The following is a 24,163-nucleotide window of genomic DNA, read 5'->3' as shown; positions in this document are numbered from 1 at the left end:
AAGCTGGTTGCCGATCAAGATCACCGAGATCGGCGTGCAATGGCCCGACATTCAGGCCGACCCGAGCGATTTCGTCCTGACCTTGTCGGCGTCGATCACCGGGCTGCAAGGCTATGACGGGCTGACCTTCGAGGGCACGGTCGAGGGTATCCGCATCGATGTGGGCCTTCTGCTGGAAGGCAAATTCCCGATAATCGGCATCGACTCGATCGGCGTGAAGATCGGCGGCAACGCGTTCGGCGGCGAAATCGAGGGGGCGCTGATCGGCGGCATCATCCGGATCGGCGAGGGCAATCAGGTGCTCTCCACCTTCGACCTGACGAGCCCGGTGAAAGATCGCATCTTCTTTATCGGGGTCGAGGCGGGCTTCTCGTTCTCGGGCCTGGGCGGCTTCACCATCCGCTTCGCGCTGTCGGAGCTGGGCCCGCTCGGGGTGCTGGTCTCGGGTTCGGTTCCCGGCGGTATCCTGCTCGAGCCGAATTCGGGCCTCGCGATCAACGACTTCACCGGCGGGGTGGACTTCTTCAAGTCGCTGCCCGACATCACCGATCCCGAAGAGCTCAACGGCCCCGATTTTGCGCTGCCGCTGAACGTCTCGGTCGATGACTGGCTGAACTCGGTGCAGCAGCAGGTGGTGAACCAGTATATCGCGATCCAGAACGGCTCGGCGGCCGGCGGCGGGTTTGCTGCGGCCTTCACCTCGCCGATGATCATCACCGGCTCGGCCAAGCTTTATTCGATCTACACCTCGCAGGCGGTGTTCAACGGTCAGGTCACGATCAAGATATCGACCGACGGCAAGATTCTCGTGATCGGCCAACTCAACTTCGCCGCCGACAACCTGTCGCTCTCGGCGCGGCTCTATGCGAACCTGTCGAAGATCGCGTCCGGCGAGGCGACGATCCTTCTGCTTGTGAAGATCCCAGATCAGCTGGATCTGCTGACGATCAAGGGTTCGCTGCAGTTCGGCTTCAAGGACATCCTTGGCGAGGCCACGCAATTCGCCGTGGTCGAAGAGCAGGCCGCGACGCCGACGCAGCGCCTTGACGGGCCGAGCGATGGTGGCGTCACCGGCGTCGGCAACTTCAACGAGCGCGCCTATATCGACATCACCTTCCCGACGGTGAACGGTGCGACGGTGGACGCCGCTTCGGTCTTCGACCTGACGCCGGAATTCGAGATCAAGGGTGGTGACTTCGCTCTCGACAACACGCAGGCGCCTGCGCAGGTCAGTGACGACACGTTCCGCTTCTGGCTGACCGGTTCGGGCAATGTGGACTCGGTAACGTATGAATTCCTGTTCCAGGCCTGGTCCTACACCGAGACCGCGACGAACCAGACGGTCTATGCGCCCGAGGACACCTCGATCCAGAGCGGCGTCCCGGCTGTCGCGGGCCCGTGGGTCGATATCAAATTCATCGCCGAGATCGGCGGCGAGATCTCCGCCGAGACTCTCGCCGCGATCGCGACCAATGCGGTGGCGCCGTTCAAGCTGTTCAATGACAATGGCGACGAGATCGACATCCTTGGCGCCATCGCGATCGGCGGCGGCAAGGTGCGTTACTTCATCGATACTTCCGATCCCGACCTGACGAACAAGCAGCTCGCCGTTGGCGACTACACCGTGCGCTTCACCGCGGACACCTGGGTCAGCCAGACCGGCAAGAACAACACCGCCACGCCCGATGCCGTGTTCTCGGTGGTCGAGCCCGAAGCCTCGCTCAGCGCGCCCTATCAGCTGGACGGCGACGGCTACACGGTCGATGTGAACCTCGCCAATGCCGATCAGCGCATCATCGTGACCTTCGATCCCGCGGGCAGCGGCTCGCTCGATTACGCCTCGATCCTCGATCCCGGAGCCGAGTTCACGCTGACCCGCACCGGTAATGCGGATGGCACGACGGCCAACACCGCGATCGATATCTCCAACGCGCCGGACCCGGTCGCTATGTTCATGAACGCCGACGGCACGGCTAGCCTGAAGAAGCTCGGTCTCGATGCCGAGGGCCGGATCGTCGCGTCCGACAGTGCGGATTATGACCACGCGTTGCCCGGCAATGGCGCCGAACTCTATGCGCTGCTCAAGAAAGAGGGCATCACGCAATTCGCCTATGCCATCACGACAGCGAATTTCGACTTCGCACCGGGCAGCTACACGCTCACCTTTAACGGCGAATGGAAGGATGCGGCGGGCAATGCAGGCGCCACCGGTGACAGCGTCATCACCGTCGAAGGCGCGACCGCGATCATGGTCGATCCGGGCGCGGGCGCCGCGATCGACGTGAACCTGCTCAACGGCCGCAACTATATAGACATCCAGTTCCCGGACGTGCCCGACAGCGATTTCGTCTATGACGCGGCCTCGATCACCGATGGCGGTGCGGAGTTCACGCTGAGCGGCGCGGGCCTCGGCACTGTGCAGATCGACGATGGTGTGGCCCCGGTCCGCGTGGGCGGCACCGACGCGGCCCCGGTCTATCGCTACTGGCTCACCGGCAGCTTCGACAGCAGCAAGACCTATGGCGATCTCACCATCTCCGCGGTCGAACAGGGTTGGTCCTACCGCTATTCCGACAGCGCGAACCCGACGACTGACCCCGAGATCAAGAGCGGTGAGGACGGTCTGGGCGTGGTGGCCAATCTCGAGATCACCGAGGGTTCGGTCGAGATCACCTTCACCAATATCCCGGCGGGCTATGTGCTCGACCCGGCTTCGGTGCTCGACCTCGCCGCCGAGTTCGCCGTGCAGACCGACACGGTAGAGACTTCGCGCCTGAGCGGCGGCACCTTCCGTGTCGAACTGGGCGAGGGGGCGCCGGCGCTGCTGCAAAACGATGCGAATGATCCGACGAAGATCTCCTTCATCTACTCGCTGCAGACCTTCATCGATGAGACCAACTCGGCGCAGCCCGCGTCGCTCACCGGCGATCTCTATCCGCAGACGATCACGCTGACGCTGGATATCACCTCGATCTCCTTCTTTGCGACGACAGCGCAAAGCGCTCCGACTATCGTGGTCAAGAGCGGTTCGACCTATCCTACGGCCGATAGCACCGCCAACCTGCCGGGCGACCGCACCTATTTCGATATCGCACTGAGCGGGGCTTACGGCGAGGACATCACCGATCAACTGGCGATCGGCGACGTCACCGTGACCGGCCTGACAATCGCCGAGCTGATGGATATGGGCGGCACGATCCGCGTCTTCGCAGACGGCTCGCTCGGGATCGGCAGCCATGACGTGACGCTGGCGGCGAACAGCTTTGGCGATGCGGCCAAGAACCGTGTCCAGACGCTGTCCTTCACCGTTTCGGGCCCGCAGGGCGATCTGGTCGATCCGGCGAACGAGGGCAGCACGGGGCTCGGTGACGTCAACGGGCGCGGCTATGTCGACCTGCATTTCGAGCGTCCGGTCGGCGGCGCGCTCGATGTGGGCTCGATCACCGATCTCGCGCCGGAATTCACCTTCGGCGGCAGCGGCTCGATCACCTTCGACGATACACTCGCCCCGGTCTGGCTGAACCCGCAGGCGACCTCGGGCGACTATATCTTCCGCTACTTCACCACCGGCGCGGCTGCGGCGGACACCACGATCTCGCGCATCGCGACGATCGAGGATCAGCCGACCGTTCTGCGCGCCGATGGCACGGCCGACGATGCGACCGGCCCGGTCTCCTTCGATGCCAGCACGCTTTCGGTGGCCTTCATCGACGTGCGCTACACGCCGACCTATGGCGACGAGATCGACTTCGGCACTCTGGGCGACGAGATCAGCTTCTCGGGCGCGGGTGCCAATGGCGTCACCGTTTCCTCGGCGCTGGTCGTGGGCGACGGACTGACCGTGCGCTACTTCCTCTCGGGCAAGTTCACCGCAGGCTCGGTGCAGGTCGACTTCGCCGCAGCGAGCTTCGGTTCGGGCAGCTATGACAATGACGCGAAGACCCAGAGCTTCCGTCTCGTCCAGCTCGGTGCGAGCCTGACCGACCCGGTCCAAGGCGCCTCGGTGGGGCAGGCGCCCTTGAACGAGCGCGGTTTCGTCGACGTCACCTTCGAGCTGCCGAGCTACGCCACCGGCATCGATCTCGAGAGCATCACCGATGCGGGCGCCGAGGTAATCCTGAGCGCGACGGGCTACACGATCGAAGTCGATGACAGCCAGGCGCCGACCTACATGGGCGACGACGCGAACGGCAACCCGATCTTCCGCATCTGGTACCTGGGCGACTTCGCGGGTTCGAACCTCGACGACAACGTCTCGGTCGAGTTCATCTCGGGTAGCTTCGACTGGCTCGGCGCCGATGGCGGCACCATCAAGGCGATCACCGCGACCAACAGCGAAGATCTGGTGGTGACGACCGGCAAGATCGGTCTGGGGGCCAGTGCGCCGACGGCGACCTATGTGGCGCTCTCGCTCGGCACGAGCCAGACGCTGACCGATAGCAGCCTTGCGATCACGGACTTCACGCTGACCGATATCGACGGCAACTCGATCACGATCACGGGGATCCAAGCCCGTGGTCCCCCAGGCGAGTTCGCTGTGACCTTCGACTCCGCCGACGCCGCCGACGGCGCGGTGCTGACCCTGACCTATGCGGCGGGCGCATGGACCTACGGGGCCGCTGCCTCCGAGGCGATCGATCCGACGACGCTCTCGATTAAGCCCACCGACACCGCTTCTTATATCGACATCACCTTCGACACGCTGGGCGATCCGAGCCTCAACGCGCTCTATGCGATTGACGCGGCCACGATCGACGGCGACGAGTTCACCTTCGGCGGGGCAGGCGGGGCCAATCTCGACCTGCTGGATCTCACCCCGACCGACATGGGTGACGGTACCTTCCGCTACTACGTCTCGCGCGAATTCGGCCTCGGCACGGTCACCGTCTCCTTCAACGAGGGCAGCTGGACCGACTTGCAGGGCAACGAAGGCGGCGCAAGCCAGCAGAGCTTCCGCGTCATCGATCAGATGCAGGAAGGCGGCCAGCCCGGCGCCGATGCCGACCCGGCCACCACCCGCGTCTTCTTCATCCGCGTCTCCGGCTCGATCACCCTGAATTCGGCGGGCATCGTCGACGAGCCGCTGATCAAGCTGAGCGCCCAGGCCGAACTGACCTTCGGCGATTACATCAAGGCCGACGGCTCCAAGGTCTTCCGCTTCGCGCTCGAAGCCTCGGGCACGATCGAGGTCTACAAGCTCGGTAATATCGGTTCGGCCGCGGCACGCTTCGTGCTGGAAACGGGCGGCCTGTCGAGCGGTCTGCCGCAGTTCTGGGGCGTGGCCACCATCCAGCCGAACTTCGAAGCGCTCAACGAATACGGCGTCTGGATCAAGGGCAACGCGACCCTGATGATCAACATGTCGGGCGAGGACAAGGTCGAGACCCTGTCGCTCGAAGGCATCCTCGGCGATCAGCTTGAGCGCACCGCTGGCGGTGATGACACGGTGGCCGTGGCGGATCTCGGCGCGCTGCCGAGCCAGGCCAACGAAGGCTTCTACCAGAAGCAGGCGATAAGCACGGAAGTGCGCACGACCTTCGCCCAGTTCGGCGTCACGCTCAGCTCGGAAGCCAAGATCGAACTGGTGCGCGAACTGAACACCCAGTCGCGCTGGCGGATCACCGACGGCGGGTCGATCTACTTCATCGAAAGCCTCGACGGCACCGCGACGCTGCATTCCGAAGACCAGACCTACGAGTTGTCGCGCAACTCGGTCGTCTTCTATATCGGCGGCGCGATCAAGCTGACCGATCAGAACGCGAACGACCCGGATGTCGACACGGGCGTCAACGTCTATGCCGAGCTGACCGGCGCCTTCTACCTGAAGATTTCGCAAGACCGGGTCGAGGTCTTCGTCGCGGCCGGCGCCAATGTCTTCAACGTGATTTCTGGTCAGGCGGTCGGTCTGCTTATCATCGACTTCGGCACCGCCCCGGGCAGCGCCTTCGGTGTCGCGGGCAGCCTGTCGCTCGAGGTGAATGTGGGCGATGTCGACGGCGGCAGCGGCACGGCTGCGGCGAACAATGCCGGCAGCTTCGGCAATATCGCGGCGGATATCTTCCGTTTCGAGGCCGAGGTGATCGTGCTCTTCAACACCACCGGCATCAACCAGGTCTTCGATGTGCCCGACGCGCTCGTGCCGTTCCTGCCCGCAAACGTGCCGACGACCTTCGAGATTTTCGACCGTCCGCCGATCCTGGGCCAGAACGAGCCGGATACGACGAAATCCGCGGGCGCCTATTTCGTGGTCCAGATCAGCGGCTCGGTGACGCTCTTCGATACGGTGACGCTGAACGGCTTCCTGTCGGTGACGGGCACCGGAGACTCCGTGACGATCCAGGGGACGGTCTCCGGCCGGATCGAGAACTTCGGCGCGGTCGAGGGGATGCTCTATCTCGAGGCGAACATCGGCGCGAGCGATCCGGGCGTGGTCGGGCGGGCGCAGCTGTCGCTGGTCGGCGGGCTGGAGCTTCCGGGCGTCAGCCTTGGCGGGTCGCTGTCGATCATGCTCGAATTCAACACCTACGCGACGACGCAGGATCGCTACACGATCGTCACGCAGGGCGAATATGACGCTCTGGTCGCTGCGGGCGATGCGACCGCCAACACGGATGGCACCTTCTATTACGGCACGATTTCGGTCGAGAACGGGCTGTTCCTGAAGGTCACCGGCACGCTGGTCGTCTCGGATGTGATCGAACTGACGGGCGTCTTCACCTTCCGCATCGGCACCGCACCCGATTTCGAACTGGTCGCGACGCTGGATGTGCAGGCGCGGCTCGTGGGCGTGGCCGAGTTCGGTCTGACCGGCGGTCTCGTGATCGCGGATGGCGGGCTGGTGATCTATGCCGAGATCGATCTCAACCTCGACCTCGCGGGCGTCATCACCGTGACTGGCGACGCGATCTTCCAGCTCAACACCTTCTCCAGCGCGCGCACCCTCGAGATCCCGACCATCAATACCAGCGGTCAGGAGAGCACGATCTCGGTCACCGTCGCTTCGGGCTTCAGCCTTGAGATCGTCGGCTCGGTCAACTTCATCAATCTCGCGACCGCATCGGGCCGCGTCTATATCGGCCTGAACGCGAGCGAGTTCCGCGTCGAGTTCGACGTGACCTTCGGTCTTGCGGGCCTCAACGTCTCGGCGGCGGGTGGCGCGGTGCTGTTCTTCAACTCCAGCACTGGCGAGCTCGACGGTCTCGCGTTGCTCCTCGATGTCAGCATCAACGCCAATATCGCGCTGGTGATCGACATCGAAGCCAACGGCAAGCTGATGCTCAACACGGTCGGCCGCGACGTGACGATCTCGGGCCGAGTGCTGCAGGCGAGCAGTTTCGTGCTCGATCTCAGCGGTAAGGTCGAGTTCCTGAAGGTCCTCAAGTTCGACGCGGGCTTCCGGATCGAAGTGGTGCAGAACGACTGGCGCGTGGACTTCTATGCCAGCATGGACTTCTTCGGCCTCGCCACGATGAGCGTGAACGGCTGGTTCAACTCGGATGGCTATTTCGACCTCTCGCTGAGCGGTCGCCTCGTGCTGGGCTCGAACAGCTTCGGCCTGACGGGCAACTTCTCGATCCGGGTCTATTACCTCTTCGACGATGCGGCGGACGTCTACAAGCTCGGTGTGTCGGGCTCGGCCTCGGTTTCGCTACGCGCCTTCAACATCAGCTGGGCCACGGTTTCGATCAGCTTCTCGGCCACCGCGACCGGCACCGGCCGCGTGCCGATCGTGATCTCGGCCAGTGCGAGCGTGAAGGTGCTCTTCGTGAAGGTCTCGGTAAGCATGTCCTTCACCGTGGGCTATGTCGAATTCCCGACCCCGATCTATCTCGCGGGGGATCTGAACGGCGCCACCAATTCGGGCACCTACAAGGATTGGGATGACACCTCCACGATCCTCGTGCTGAACATGGGCGACGCGAATACCAAGCGCGGCATCGGCGAAGCGACGGCGGGTGAGACCTATATCATCGAGGCCGTCACCCCGGTCGTGAACGGCGCGCAGACGATCCGCGTGATCTATTCGGGCCGCGAGCAGGTCTTCGAGCACGTCCATGAAATCCGCGGCTATGGTGGCTCCGGCGACGACCTGCTGGTCGTGCGCGACGGCGTCGCCGTGCCGATCCTCTTCGTGGGCGGCGCGGGTGTCGATACCGTGGCCTACGAGGGCGACGGTCAGGTTACGATCAACTCGGCCTCCGAAGGCGGCACTGCGGGCGATCTGGGCGATCAGATCAGCATCGGCAGCGGCGTCGCGGCTGGCTCGATCATCTACGGCTCGGGCGCGAATGACCGGATCGTCTCGGATGCGCTGGTGCCGATCACGATCTACGCGCTCGGTGGCGATGACGTGGTGCTGCAGAACGGCACGGGCGTCGCCACGATCTACGGTGGCACCGGCGCGGACCGCCTGATCGGTGGCGCGGCAGCGGATGTGATCGATGGCGAGGGCGGCGCGGACGAGATCGATGGTCGCGGCGGCGCGAACACGATCAACGGCGGCACTGGTAATGACCGCATCTTCCGCAATCTCGCCTCCGATGGCATCGAGGTGATCGACGGCGGCGGGGGCACCGATACAATACTGCTCTACGGCACGGCCAACCCCGACACGGTCACGGTCGGCCAGAAGCCCGCCAACTCCGGCATCCTGCAGGCGCTCGACGCTGATGGCAGCGGGTTTGAGGCCGACGGTGTCGAGGGGCTGATCATCCATCTGCTTGGCGGCACGGATACGCTGACGGTCAACCCCCTTGGCCAGACCGATCTGAACACGATGCGCATCGACGACGATCTGGTCGTGGAATCCGCCGATCCCTCGAAGGATGTGGCCGAGATCGACGGTGCGAGCGACGGTGTGGCCGATACGGTGATCTTCAACGGCACCGGTGGCGCCGATACCTTTACGCTGAAGGCGGGTGCGGTGGCCGATCAGGAATTCATCCTCGTCGCCGCCTGGTCGACCGGCACCGTGACCGTCACCTTCGACGACACGATCCGCGCCAAGGGCGACACGCTGCGGATTTCGGCGGGGGGCGGCAATGACAAGATCACCGCGGGCCCGGCCGTGGCTGCGGGCGACCCGGCCAATGCGACGCCGCTGACCAACGACCTGATCGCGCTCACGCTGGAAGGTGAGGGCGGCAACGACCGGATCATCGGCTCGATCTTCAACGACGTGATCGATGGCGGCGCGGGCTCGGACACCGTGACCGGCGGCGAGGGGCTCGACATCTTCCGCGACACCGAAGAGGCAAACGAGACCGACACGCTGATCGAGGTCTTCGCGGGCGAGGATATGGGCCTCTACGAGAACCTGTTCCTGGTGGGCAAGGTCTTCCAGGCTGATGGTTCCACGGCCTATGCGGACGGCACGACCGATGGCGCGATGGTGCCGGGCGACGCCGATCTGTGGAGCACCTCGGGCCTCGGTGCGGGTCAGACCACCGTCGAGCGTCTGAACGGCATCTTCGAGGCGGTCGATCTGACCGGCGGCGACGGCGTCAACAACACCTTCGTCGTCAACGACCTGAGCGGTTCGGTCACTGTGGGCGGTCTGGCCATCGGCGTCAGCGCCTTCAACGGCACGGTCACGCTCGACAACAAGGGGTCGGATGCGAGCGGCGATCTGGAGCATTACATCATCGCGGCCCCGCTCGGTTCGGGCTTCACCGTCCATATTACGGACAGCAGCACCACCGACGCCGACAAGCTGGTCTATCTGGGCTCGCAGGGGGACGACTACGTCGCGCTGTCGGTGGGCCTGATGACCGTGTCGCGCTACACCAACGCGGCGAACAAGGTGCTGGGCGCGGCGGCTGTCAGTATCGATCACAGCAATCTCGACGTGATCGAGGTGGATACCCGCGAGGGGTCCGACGTGATCGCCGTCACCGCGACCGATCTGCCGATCTACATCAACAGCGGCATCGGCGACGACGTGATCAACCTCGGCTCCGCCGCCTCGTCCGAGCCGGGCACGGCCCCGCTGGGCGGCACGCTCTCAGGGATCGCCGCGCTGATCCAGATCGACGCCTATGACACCTTTAGCGGCCCGATCCTCGCCGATCGCGGCAGTGACACGCTCAACATCGACGACAGCGGCAATACCGGCGCGACCACCGGGGTGATCGGGCTGGAAGATCGCACGGCGGTCGAAGGCTTCATCTTCGTGGACGGCTTCACCGCCGCGACCGCGGGCATCCGCTACATCGCGCTCGAAAACGTCAATGTCGATCTGGGCGACGGCGTGAACGACGTCACCCTCAAGTCGACCGGCAAGCGCGACGTGACGACGCTCGAGACCCGCGACGGCGCCGATATCATCAAGGTCTTCGCGATCAATGGCCCGACCACGATCGACACCGGCGCGGGCGACGATGCGGTCACCGTCACCGATGACGATCCCGACACGCCGCTGGCCAATGACGGCACGCTGAACGCGATCCTCTTCGGCTACCTGACGATCGATGCGGGCGCGAATGATCCGGTCACCTACACGGTCGACGGCACCATCGTGAACCATGGCGATACGCTGATCGTGTCCGATGCGGGCGACACGCTACCCGATCAGGGTGGCTATCTGAGCGGCACGGAGATCGTCGGCCTCGGCATGACGCTGGGCGTGGTCTATGCGGGCTTCGAGGAACTGGAGCTGTCGCTCAGCAACGGCAATAACGGCTTCCACGTCTCTGACACCCATGCGGGCATCACCACGCTGAACACCGGCGACGAGACCGCGACCGGAGATGCGACCTCGGATGCGATCACCATCGAGAAGATCTCGGGCCGCACCTTCCTCAACCTCGGCGCGGGTAACGATATGGTGCAGGTCAACTACTACGCCGACGGCACCCAGACCTTCCTAAACGGCATCGACGGGTTCGAGCTAGATATCGACGGTCAGGCGGGCAGCGACCTCTATGACATCGGTCTGGCGAGCGCGGGCAACTCCACGATCCGCATCCGCGACACCGGCACCGCCTTCGACGGCATCGACCGCGCCGAAATCCGCGGCACCGACGGGCGCGACCTGTTCCTGTTCCGCGCAAACCATGACCTCGATGTAGGCGTGGTCGCGGCGCTGCCGATCGCCGAGGATGGCACGATACTCAACACCGTGGTCGAGCGGGTGGAATACAACTCCGCCATCGACGCCGATCTGCGGGTCTTCGGGCGCGCGGGCAATGACCTCTTCGTCTTCGACGACACGCTCGCGGGCGTTCAGGCCTTCGGCGATGCGGGCGACGACACGTTCCAGATCGGCCAGCTCTTCGCCTCCTTCCGCGACGAGCAGAACCCCTATAACGGCCTGAGCGGCATCGACTATTACGAGACCACGCAGGTCACAGTCGGCTTCCTGTCGAACGGCGTCAGCTTCGATACCACGATCCGTGGCGGCGACGGCGAGGACAGCTTCACCGTCTATTCGAACAAGGCCGAGCTGTTCCTCTATGGCGAGGCTGACGACGACACGTTCCAGGTCCGCTCCTTCGTCCGCGTCGACCCGAACGACCCCGCCGCGCCCTTCACCAACATCAATGGCGGGCAGGGCGCCGACTTCATCCAATACGCGGTGAACGCGCCGGTCCGCATCGATGGCGGCGACGGCTTCGACACGATGACCGTGATCGGCACCGAGATGGGCGACGACTACGTCATCACCAAGAATGGCGTCTATGGCGGCGGGCTGTTCATCTCCTACACGGGTATGGAGAAGCTGGTGGTCGATGCGCTGCAGGGCAACGACACCTTCTTCATCGAGAGCACCTCCGAGGGCGTGCTGCTGGAGATCGTGGGTGGTCTGGGCTCGGATAGCGTGAACCTTGGCGGCTCGGATCTCGACGGTGTCACCGAGGGCGGCGCGATCACCGTCGTGTCGAACGGCCTCAACGGCCATAGCGGCCTGATCCAGACCACGGTCGACAGCACCGATCCGCGCTATCAGGCGATCTGGGCGCAGGATCCGGTTTCGCAGATCAAGGACAATGACGCGCCCGATCTGGTCTTCTTCAATGCCGATGGCGAGGCGGGCTCCAGCGTGCTGCGCGTCTTCGAGGCCGCAACCGCCGATCCGACCATGTCGGTCACCCGCTACGCGATCGCATTGTCGCGCGCGCCGGACGAAGACGTCTACATCACGATCTCGCCGACGCTGGGCACCGAGGGCGACGTGGCCGCCGGTGCCGAGGGTGTGCTGGTCAACGGCTCGGCCTCGGGCACGGTGCTGCACTTCACGGCGGCCAACTGGGATACGCCGCAATACGTGACCGTCACCGCGATCAACGATCTGGTGGCCGAGGGTCGCGGCATCGTCCAGCTGCGCCATACCGTGACCGAGGGCGACAGCCGCGCCGACGATACCGGCTTCGACAATCTCGCCGTGCCGAACATGCTGGTCGATGTGATCGACGACGAAGTGGCCGAGCTGCTGATCTTCCCGGTCGACAACTCCTCGGCCATCGATCTCGCGGGCGATACGATCGTGGCCGAGGCCGCTTTGCTTGCCGCAAATGACGGCTTTGCCGTGATGCTGAGCCGCGCGCCGACCGGTACGGTGCAAGTAAACTTCGCCGTCGATGGCAATGTGACCCTGTCCGACAATGTCGTGACTTTCACCGGCTCCGACTGGAACACCGCGAAATTCGTGACGATCGAGGCGGTGAACGACAGCGCCGATGAGGGCGTGCATTACGCGCGCATCCAGCCCTCGATCTTCGAAGATACGCGCGACGCCTTCCTTGGTGCGACCTATGCGGACGTGGCCGGCGGGGTCGCTGCCAATATCAACCGCGACATCAGCCAGCCGCGCAGCGCCGAGGTGCTTTATACCGCTGCCGATCTGACGATCCTGCGCCCGAATACCGCGGTGTCCGAGATCTACACGCTCACGCTGGGCGGGATCGACTACGTGGTCGGCGTCGGAATCGGCGAAGTGGTGGCCGATCTCTCGACCGTCACCGAAGGCACGATCGTGGTCGATGCACGCCTCGATCAGACCGCGACCGCTGTGGATATCGCAGATGCCTTCGCGACGCTGGTGAATGCCGACGCCGAGCAGGCTGCGGCGATGACGGGCACGGGTGCCACGCGCAGCATTTCGGCGGCGGATGGCGTCTCCTTCAAGCTGCTGATCGAAACCAGCGATCCCGCCTCCGGCTACCTCTTCACACCCACCGGCGACATCTATGTCTCGATCTCGGGCGACGCGTTCGAGTTCTCGAGCGATGAGCTGAGCGTCGATGCGGCCAGCAGCAAGCGCGCATACGACATCGTGGCCTTCCGCCTTGGCGCGTCGCTGGTGGACGGTACGCTGGCCGCCGATGGCACGCTGGTCGATGGCGCGACCTGGATCATCAAGCTCGACGGTCTGCAGGTGCAGGCAACCGCCGAATTCGGCGACACCATGAGCGACATCGTCAACAAGCTGGTCGCGCAGTTCGCGGGTGCCGATTACTCGGCCTCGGCGGGCTATCTGCAAGCGACGCTTCTGCCCTCGGTCGAAGGCGCGATCTATAGCCCGACCAGCGGCTCGAAGACCTGGACCATCCTCGTCGACGGGCAGCTCATCAGCTACACCTCGCAATCGGGCGACGAGCTGGGCGGCATCGCGGGCATCTCCGACGAGCTGGCGGCGCTGATCGACGCAGCCAATCTCGGGATCACGGCGGTGGTCGATGCCAATGGCGCGATCACGCTGACCTCGTCCATGGCCTTCTCGCTGCTGCCGCTCGACAGCGAAGATGCCTCGATCGCGATTGCGAGCGATGCCAGCCTCACGCCGCCGAGCTACGATCCGGGCGAGATCTTCATCTTCCGCACCCCGGGCGCGGGGGGCATCGAGGCTTTCTCTATCGAAGTGCTGCGCAAGTCGAGCCCCGACGCGGCGAGCACCACGATCGGCGGCGATTATGTCAGCGTGGACGCGGTTAAGTCGAAGACGCATTGGCAGCTTGCCCGCATCGCCTTCGCGGCGCCGCTGACCCCGATCGTCATCCCCGAGGGCACGAGCCTCGCCTATGAGATCGGGACCAACATCACCAATGCCGAACTCGCGCAGCAATTCACGCCCTACAGCTACGTCGTGGGCCGCAACGGCGACAATCTCGCGCCCGCGCCGCTCGACGTCACCGTGCTCGACGATGACGCGCCGACGGTGGAGATCATCCAGACGGGTGGCTCGACCGATCTGGCAGAACGCGCGCCGGGCGATGTGCAGGTCGTGGACAGCTTCTCGGTCGTGTTGACCGGTGCGCTGAGCGGCAACAACACGGTCCGCGTCGATGTCACCCCGCTGCCGACCCGCACCTACAATTCGCAAGAGGCGTTCAATGCGGATGCGAACTTCGGAGAGAACGAACTTGTGCAGGTTCAGGTCGCAGCCCCGCTCGCCGCGCTGTCGCTGGCAGGGGAGGCGGTCGAAGGTGAGACCTGGCAGGTCACGCTGTTCGACGATGTGGCCCTCCGCGCTGGCGCTCAGACGGTCGGCTACACGGTTCAGGCGGGCGACGATCTGGATGCGGTTGCTGCGGGCCTGATCGCAGCGATCAGCGGTGTGTCCGGCTACAGCGCCATGCTCACCGCCGATGGCGCGATCGAAATCGCGATAGCGAGCGGTCGCTTCTTCGTCGAGGTCGGTATCGCGGGGGACAGCCAGGGCAGCATCGACACCCGCACCGTGCAGGACTTCAACTTCGCCAATGTCCTCGAATTCGAGATGATGGGCGCGCCCGCGGCGGGCGAGGTCTGGACAGTCAACTTCGACGGCCAGACCTTCTCCCATACCGTGAGCGGCGGTCAGTCGCTGTCGAACATCGCTGCCGCACTGGGCGCGCAGATCAACCTCGCGAATGATGCGGCCACCGCGAATGGCGATCCGCGCGCCTATGAGGTGATCGTCGACGGTCGGGTTATCTCGATCCGCGAGCTGGCCGATCCGGAGGCGGATTACGCGGCCTCGGCCTCGGTCAGCGGCCAAAAGGCGGGCGAAATCGCGGCGCGTCAGTTCGTCGAGTTCGATAACACCAACTGGATGACCCCGCAGCAGGTCACCGTGATCGCGATTGACGACACCATCGTGGATGGCGGGGACGCGCAGGTCTTCGGCGCCTTCAACGACCGCGTGAACTCGATCCGCGGCCCGGTCTCGATCATCGGCGGCGAGAGCGATACCGACGTCTCGCTGCGCGTGCCGGTGCTGCTGCCGGGCGAGACGAACATTCCGCTGGCCGATGGCGTGACCGGGACGGTGACCGATGGCGGCACGGTGATCACCATCGATCCCGAAGAGCTGACCCATGTGAACGGCGATTACGGCGAGCGTCCCGGCTTCGATCCGCGCATCAACGACACCGCCACGATCTACGACATCGCGACCATCGATCCCGATGGCACGCTGAGCGGCCGTGTCGATGTCGCGAGCGTCTCGGAAGACATCCTCTCGCTCGTCAACGATGTGGGCATGACGCTCTCGCTGATGGTCGGCACGCAGGATGCGGTCGAAGAGGGCTATGTCTGGTTCTTCGGCACCCCCGATCAAAGCGATCTGTCGCTGATCGACTGGCTGACGGCTTCGGTCGATCTGGCGGGCGACGTGACCGCCTTCGAAACCGTGACCGTGACGCTCGACGGCACCGACTTCAGCTACACGCCGGACACCGAACACGCCTATCGCTCGATCGTGCTGCGCGAACTGGCTGCGCTGATCGACGCTTCGGCCGAATACGAGGCGGTGGCGACCGTGAACCTGCTGGGCGAGACCCGCTTGCATGTGAAGCGCGCGGATGCGGTCGCCTTCGATATCGCGGTCACCACCTATGCGGGCCTGACCTCGACCATCGGCGGCGCGCCGGTGCAGAGCCTCTACAACGACGCGAATATCCACTGGACCACGGCTGCGTTCCACCTGATCCAACCGCCGGTGAGCGGCGCGAGCTGGGCGCTGACGATCAACGGCGCGGCCACGCCGGCTTCGGTCAGTGCCGATGGCAGCTTCGGCTCGGTCACCCAAGGGTTGGCGGCGCGGATTTCCTCGGTCTATGCGCCGGTCGTCTCGGGCAGCCAGATGGTGCTGGAAAGCACGCCGCCCGAAGGGTTCGACACCGATCCGGGCGCGCTCATCACCTATGCGCCTGTCAATCCGAACCTGCGCGTGGACGAGGCCGAGCAGATCGACACGCTCACCGTCTTCAACAACGAGAGCCCGGCCATCGACAGCGGCGTGCTGACCGAGAACCATCTCTCGGGTCTGGGAATGGGCGGCGACACCTATATCGGCGGCGAGCTGATCGCGGGCGGCGTCAGCTATACCGGCCTCGAAGTGGTCGACATCCGTCTGGGTCGCAATGTGGATACCTTCACGGTCGAGAGCACCCATCGCGGCAAGACCATCATCGACAGCGCCGACGGCAATGACGTGATCTACGTGAAGACCACTGCCGGTCACACGATTATCCGCACCGGCAATGGCGACGATCAGGTCTATATCGGCTCCGATCAGGGCGTGGTCGACCAGATCACCGGCCTGCTGATCGTCGACATGGGCGCGGGCGAGAATGACCGTCTGCTCCTCGATGACAGCGCCGACCTGAACGACAACGTCCTCGTGCTGGACGGCGCGCGCGTGGCCGGGCTCGATATGCCCTCGGTGGCCGAGCGTATCCAGATCGAGACCCGCGGCACCGGCGGCAGCTTCACGCTGGCGCTGCCGGATGGCACCCCGGTCACGGTGGCCTTCGATGCGGATGCCGCAGCGATGAAGGCGGCGATCGACACGGTCTTTGCCGATTACGGCACCGATGCCGAGGTGAGCGTCGAGGCGACCGATAGCGGCTATATCTACACCGTCATCTTCGGCGGCCCGACCGGTGGCGTCGATCTGCCCGACCTGATCGTCGATGCGAGCGGCATCACCAGCGATGCGAACACCACCGCCAATATCGAGGTCACCGAAGTCATCAAGGGCACCACCGACCCGGGCCTGAACCAGATGCAGGCGATCACCATCGCGGCCGAGGGCGGCACCTTCACGCTGGCCTTCATCGTGCCGGGTGTGCTGGGCAACATGGATCTGCGGATCTCCGACCCGATCGCCTATGACGCGACGGCCGAAGAGATCGCCGCGATCCTCGAGCCGATCCTGAACCCGAATAACAGCCGTCCGTTCCTGCCCTACACCAAGAACTTCGCGGTCGACCGCTTCGGCGACACGATCTACCTGACCTTCCAAGGCGCGCTGGCCCAGACCACGGTCGAGGCTGTCGATACGCGCGGTCTGACGGGCGACGTGCTGGAGGCGCGCATCGATATCGCCGAGCCGAGCGCGGGCGACACCTTCACCATCGATCTGACCGATCTCGCGACGCCGCTGTTCGACGATGCCTTCCCGGGCGACTTCGCACTGTCCTCCTTCGCCTATACCGCGCTGGCGGGGGATACGGCGGCGGATGTGGCCACGGCGCTGGCAGCCCAGATCATGGATGCGCAGGGTCCGAACATCATCGCCCATGTCGAGGGCACGGTGCTTGTCATCACCTCGCGCTCGGGCGAGCGGATTTCGGTCGTGGTCAATGGCGGCGACCCGGCGCTCGACTATCTGCTCGGCCCGCTGGGGATCCAGACCGATCTGGCCACGCTCGAGACCCGGATGGACGGTGTCGATTACTACGGCGTCGAATATCTCGAGATCGGGATGGGTGCAGGCAATGACGTGATCAACGTGCGCGGCACCACCGCCCATACGACGCTGAACCTCGGTGCAGGCGACGAGCGGATCTATGTCTCCTCCGAGGCGGGCTTCGGGCTCGACACCGACACGACCTTCCTGACCGGGCATCTGCTGAACATCGAAGGCATGCTCAACATCGAAGCGGGCACCGGTCGCCACAAGCTGATGATCTCGGACGAGGCGACGGTGCAGGGCGACGGCACGACCGATCTGCGCGCCGAAATCACCGATGATCGCGATGCCGCGCTGGCCGCCGCCGCCGCATGGGGCGACGATACCGAGCTGTCGAGCGTCAACGAGATCTTCGTCGTCGGTATCGCGCCCGCGCCGATCACCTATGGCGCGGATGCGGCGGGCAACTTCCTGGGTGGCATCACCTACTGGACCGGCTTCGGCGCCGATGCGATCGCCATCGACGGCACCCATGCGCGTGACATTGAAGGCGGCCGCGAGCTGACGGTTCTGAACACCGGTCTGGGCAATGACGATGTGACCGTGGATCTGGAGGCGAGCGAGGACGGGGCCTTCGTGCTCAACACCCAAGGTCCGCATGACGCGAATTATGAGCCCGATTGGGGCTATGCCCGCGACTATCTGGAATTCGCCGATGACGATGTCGTCGATGCAGCACTCAGCACGCTGCCGCTGATCATCTTCGGCGGTCAGGGCGATGACCGCATCACCTCGGGTCTTGCGAATGACATCGTCTTCGGCGATCGCGGTCGGATCGACTATCTCACCGCGGATGGCACGGGCTATGCGCTGAAGCTTGGCTCGGGCGGCCCGGATCACGTCAATGACGGTACCGATGTCGCGCCCTCGCTGATCTACACGATCGACCCGACCATCGGCGGTGCGGACACGATCACCACGCTTGGCGGCGACGATATCGTGCTGGGCGGCGTCAATGGCGACACGATCACCACCGACGGCGCAACCGACAGCGGTACGGATATCGTGATCGGTGACAGCGGGTTTGTCGACTACGTTTCGGCTGACGGCGACCGCACCGATATCGACGAAATCGCCACCACCGCCGAGACCTATGGCGGCTCCGATCGGATCGTGACGGGCCTGGGCGACGATATCGTGCTCGCCGGTGAAGATGGCGAGACGATCATCGACGCGCTGATCGACGGCACCCGCTCGCGCTACCGCGAAACCATCGCCGCGACGATCCTCGTCGAAGGCGAAGAGATTTCGGGCGACTATGTCGACGCGGGGCAGGGCGACAATATCGTGCTGGGCGATAACGGCCGGATCGTGGCCGCCACGGATGACGCGCCGCGCTTCGGCACGCAGCCGATCACGCTGGGCCTGATCGAGACGACCGCGCCCGAGATCGGCGGCGATGACGTGATCCTTGCGGGCATCGGCTATGACATCGTGCTGGGCGGAGCTGGCGGCGACGCGATCAACGTGAAGGTCGGTGAGGTCTATGCCGCGACCGACACCGACGCCACGCTGCATGACGCGGGCAATATCGTGATCGGCGATACCGGCTTCATCGACTGGGTCGGCCTCGATGGAGACGCCTCCGATATCGACGAGATCGCGACCACCGAGGATCGCTATGCCGAAACCGGCGCGATGATCGGCGGCAACGATCTGATCGCTACCGGCGCGGGACGCGACTTCATCATCGGCGGTACGGCGGATGACACGATCTTCGCGGGTGCGGGCAATGATCTGGTCTTCGGCGATCATGGTCGGATCGTGGCGCAGCCGGGCGGCGGCGTGGATGCCGACCTTCTGCCGCTGAACCTGACCGAGCTCACCACGCAGTTCGACTTCTACTCGATCCTGCGGACCGAGAACGACGGCGGCGGGCGCGACATGATCTTCGCCGAGGATGGCGCTGATATCGTGCTGGGCCAGCAGGGCGCTGATGTGATCTATGGCGGCAATGGCGACGACGATCTGATCGGCGGCCATAATCGTCCGGGCGGCGATGACGGCGCGGACCGTATCGACGGCAACGGCGCGGTACTGTTCGAGGATCGCCCGGTGATCAGCGCCTGGTTCGATCTGGATGCGCAGGCGCTCGACCCGAATGCGACCGACAATGACGTGATCCTTGGCGACAATGGCATCGTGATCCGCACCGACGCGGCCGAGAGCCTGCGCTTCCGGATGCTCGCCGATGGCACGCTGACGATCTATGACGCTGCCGATGACGGCACCGGCTCGAATGCGGGCGATGCGGCCCAGACCAACCCGACCGGCGTGGAAGAGCGGCTGATCGCCCTCTTCGATCACACCGACGCGACCGAGACCAACCGGACTGATCTCTACGGCGCGGATTACCTCGCAGGCGGTGCGGATGACGATGTGATCTTCGGCCAGCTCGGCGACGATGCGATCCAGGGCGACGGCTCGGCCACGTTCCGTGGGCTGCTGCCGAATGACACCGCCTATGACGCGACCGACAACGGCTACGCCACGCGCCTTGCCGATGGCACGCTCAGCGTGAACCCGACCCGCAGCATCAATGCCGCACGCGACGGCGACGACTACATCGAGGCCAATGGCGGCAACGACATCGTCTTCGGCGGGCTCGGTCAGGACGACATCATCGGCGGCTCCTCGGATCTCTACATCCATGACGCGCGAGCGACCGGTGAGGGCTTCAGCCTCGATCTGCTGGCGACCGCGAATGTCACCGAGGCCTTCCGTCCCGACGGTGCCGATATGCTCTTCGGCGGTCAGGGCGATCCGGTGACGCTGAGCCGCAACGACTATGGTCAGAGCGGTGCCAACGCCCATGCCCGCGACGCGGATGTGATCCTTGGCGACAACGGCCGCATCCTGCGTCTGGTCGGTGCGAACGGCTTCCTCGGCTTCAACTACGATACGCTCGATCCGGCGCGGGCCTCGGGTATCGCGGTTGGCGGCGCGGATCACGCCGACGCCTGGCTGGTGGTGCGTGCGGTCGAGCTGCTCGACTATCACACCGGCGGCCCGGATGTCTGGGGCGCGGCTGCGCTGGCCGACAATGGCGGCGCGGATGAAATCCACGGCGAGGGCGGCGACGACGCGATCTACGGCATGACCGGCAATGACGTGCTGTATGGCGAAGGTCAGGACGACGATCTGATCGGCGGCTGGGGCCACGACTGGATTTCGGGCGGCACCGGTCAGGACGGCGTGCTGGGCGACGACGGTCGCATCTGGACCTCGCGCAATTCCTCGAGCTACGACGAGCCGCTTTACGCGATCGCAAGTGTCAGCAAGGAGACGATCTCGACCCCGGGTAAAATCCAGCAGGCCGATATCAACGTTCAGGGCGCGCTGAAGAAGACCGTGAACCTCACGCCCTTCTTCCTGACCGCCGATGGCGAAACCGACGATCCGTTGCTCGATCCGGCCTATGCGGACGACATCATCTATGGCGGTCTGGGCGACGACTTCCTGCATGGCGGCGCGGGCGACGATCTGGTCTCGGGCGCTGAGGCGCTGGCTGAGGCCTGGTATCTCGCCTATCCGAACGACGCGCTGGCGCCGGGTGTGGCCGGCGTGCTGGTCCGCTCGGATTACACGGTTCCGTTCTGGTCCGCCGATCCGACGGTCACGCAAGGAAATGCGCTGGGCTACAACGCCTTCTACGCGGGCGAGTTCGCGGCCTATGACGAATACAACCCGCGCGATGTGATCGTGATCGACGCCGCTGGCCATTACGTCTCGCTCTCCGAGGCGGTCGACGGTCTGACCTTCTTCGCGAGCTTCGATCCGGCCGATCCGGGCGCGCCGCAGGTCGGCACGCTCGAACAGGATGGCAGCCCGGTCTATAGCGATGGCAATGACGTGATCTTCGGCGATCTGGGCAATGACTGGCTCGTCGGTGGCACCGGGCGCGACCATGTCTATGGCGGCTGGGGCGACGATCTGATCGATGTCGATGACGACCATACCCGCGACGCGGATGGCTCGGCCCTGGGCGCGAACGACACGCCCGACACGTCGTCGAGCTATGAAGACATCGTCTATGGCGGTGCCGGTCGCGACATCATGATCGGCAACACTGGCGGTGATCGCCTGATCGACTGGGTGGGTGAGTTCAACAGCTACATCGTGCCCTTCGCGCCCTTCGGTGCCTTCACGATCTCCCGTGCGCTGGCACCGCAGATCCAGGAATATCTCTACGATCTCTCGGCCTCCGACGGCGCCGATCCCACCCGCGCGGCCGATACTGGCGATTACAATGCCGACCGCAACGGCGAGCCGTGGGGCGAGCTGGGGCTGGTGATGCAGAAGGACGACGCGTGGCAGGATCAGACCGGCGCGCCGAATGACCCGCAGCCGGGCAACATTCCGGGCGGTCGCCGCGACGTGCTGCGCTCGGCCGATTTCAACGGCAATGGCGGCGGTCAGGACGCGAAGGGTTTCGCAGCCGATAGCGGGATCTGGACAGTTCAGGGCGGCGCCTTTGCGGTGAGCCCGGAAACGCTCGGCGGCGATGCTGTCTCGGTCTTCTATATCGGCGACGCGCTACCCAGCTATTTCGAGATGAAGGCGACCATCGTCGGCGGCAAGCCCACGGCGGGTCTGAAGTCGAACGCCTATCTGATCTTCGATTACCAGTCGCCGACCGACTTCAAATTCGCGGGCGTGAACATCTCGACCGACAAGTTCGAGATGGGTATCCGCACCGCCGATGGTTGGATCGTGCTGGAGCAGACCCCGGTGCAGGCCAAGCCCGACACGCCCTATAACCTGCTCCTTGCGATCAACGGGCTGACCGCGACGCTGGTGATCGACGGGCAGGAGTACTTCACCCATGTCTTCGACGCGCGGGTCGACCAATACGGCGTCACGCACGGGCTGAACTCGGGCTATGTCGGGATCGGCGCGCAGAACTCGGTGACGAAGCTCGACAATATCGCGGTGCAGGTGCTGCCACCGGAATTTACCCTTGATGAGACCGAGGACTTCACTGACGGCATCGCGGATCGCTTCGCCACTGACGCCGCTTGGCAGATCGATGCGGGCGCGCTGAATGCTCAGCCTGCAGGAGCCCCCGCCATCGCGATCGCCGATCTGGTGATCGCGGAGACCTCCGTCACGCGGCTTGCAGCGCAGATCGAGACCAACGGTCGCGCCGGCTTCGTCTTCGACAGCTACACGGACGGGCGCTACAAATACGCCATGATCGACACGGCCAACGACCGCGTCTCGATCGGCTATTACACGCAGCGCGACGGCTTCGTGGAAACTGCGAGCTACGACATCGCCATCGTGGGCGGCCATTCCAACAAGGTCGAGATCACGCTCGCCCGCAGCACCGTCAGCCTCTCGCTCAACGGCCACGAAGTTCTGGGCCACGCCTTCTACGCGCCCGTCGCCGACGGTGCAGTCGGGCTGATGGCCTTCGACGTGGCCAGCTTCGACGATGTGCGCCTTGCCACGAATGACCCGGCCTATTTCACGCCCGACACCGGCTCGCTGATCTACGACTATAATTCCGCAGGTCCGATCGCGATTGCGGATCAGGGCGTCACGACCCAGAGCCTCTATGTCGGCTCGGATGTGGTGATCGCCGATCTCGACGTGACCCTCAGCCTGATCCATGAGCGGCTGAGCGATCTGACCGTCACGCTGATCGCGCCGGATGGCACGCGGATCGAACTGTTCGCGGCGCTTGATGGTACGGCGATCGATACGCGCTTCGACGATGCGGCGGGAGAGAGCATCACCAGTGCCGCCGCGCCTTACGGCGTGACCTATCGCCCGGTGGGTGATCTGGCGGCGCTTGAGGGCAAGATGTCGGGCGGTGTCTGGACGCTGGAAATCGTCGACGGGGCGAAGCGCAAGACCGGCACGCTGGAAAGCTGGTCGCTGACCCTCGAGGCGGCGCAGGCGCTCCATGCAGAAACGGTTGCGACCGCGCCGGAGGGCGCAGTCCTCGATGAAGCCCTTCTGGCCGAGGCCCGGGCGCAGGCGCTGGAAGAGATCGCGCAGGAACTGGGGCTGAGCGCTGAGGATCTCGCCAAGCTCGAAGCGGTGCAGATTTCCATCGCCTCGCTCGACGGCACGCTGCTGGGCTACACGACCGCGGGCGCGATAACGCTCGACGCGGACGGGGCGGGGCATGGCTGGTCGCTCGACGGCAGCGAAGGGCTGAACCTCGTCGATGCGCTCAAGCACGAATTCGGCCATATCCTCGGGCTTGCCGACGATAGCGACGCGGCGGCGTGGATGGACCCGACCCTTGCCACGCAGGAGGCCGCCGCGCCAGCGCCTGCATCGGTGCCCGATAGTTCGACCGATACGGCAAGCGACACGGCGACGACTACCAGCACAGCGCAGGATACCGCGACCAGCGACACCACCTCGGCCCCAAGCGCTGCCCCCGTCACCGATCCCGCGCCAGCAACAACCACGTCCGCGCGGGGTAATTCAGGTAATTCGGGTAAACAATCGCGCGGTGCAAAAGGCTGA

General features: G+C 64.7%; 1 protein-coding gene (running past one end of the window). It reads left to right on the top strand.

What is annotated here, in order from left to right:
• Positions 1-24,163, top strand: the 3' portion of a protein-coding gene (locus B6V75_RS05725; RefSeq protein WP_146735106.1) for a matrixin family metalloprotease. 14,063 nt of this gene lie to the left of the window's left edge; only the last 24,163 of its 38,226 coding nucleotides appear in the window; its start codon lies beyond the left edge, outside the window; it ends in the stop codon at positions 24,161-24,163.

Origin of the sequence: Thioclava sp. F1Mire-8, from assembly GCF_002213165.1 — a bacterium.
GTDB lineage: Bacteria > Pseudomonadota > Alphaproteobacteria > Rhodobacterales > Rhodobacteraceae > Thioclava > Thioclava nitratireducens.
Note: the sequence above shows the minus strand (reverse complement) of the source record. Positions and strands in the feature narration are given on the sequence as shown.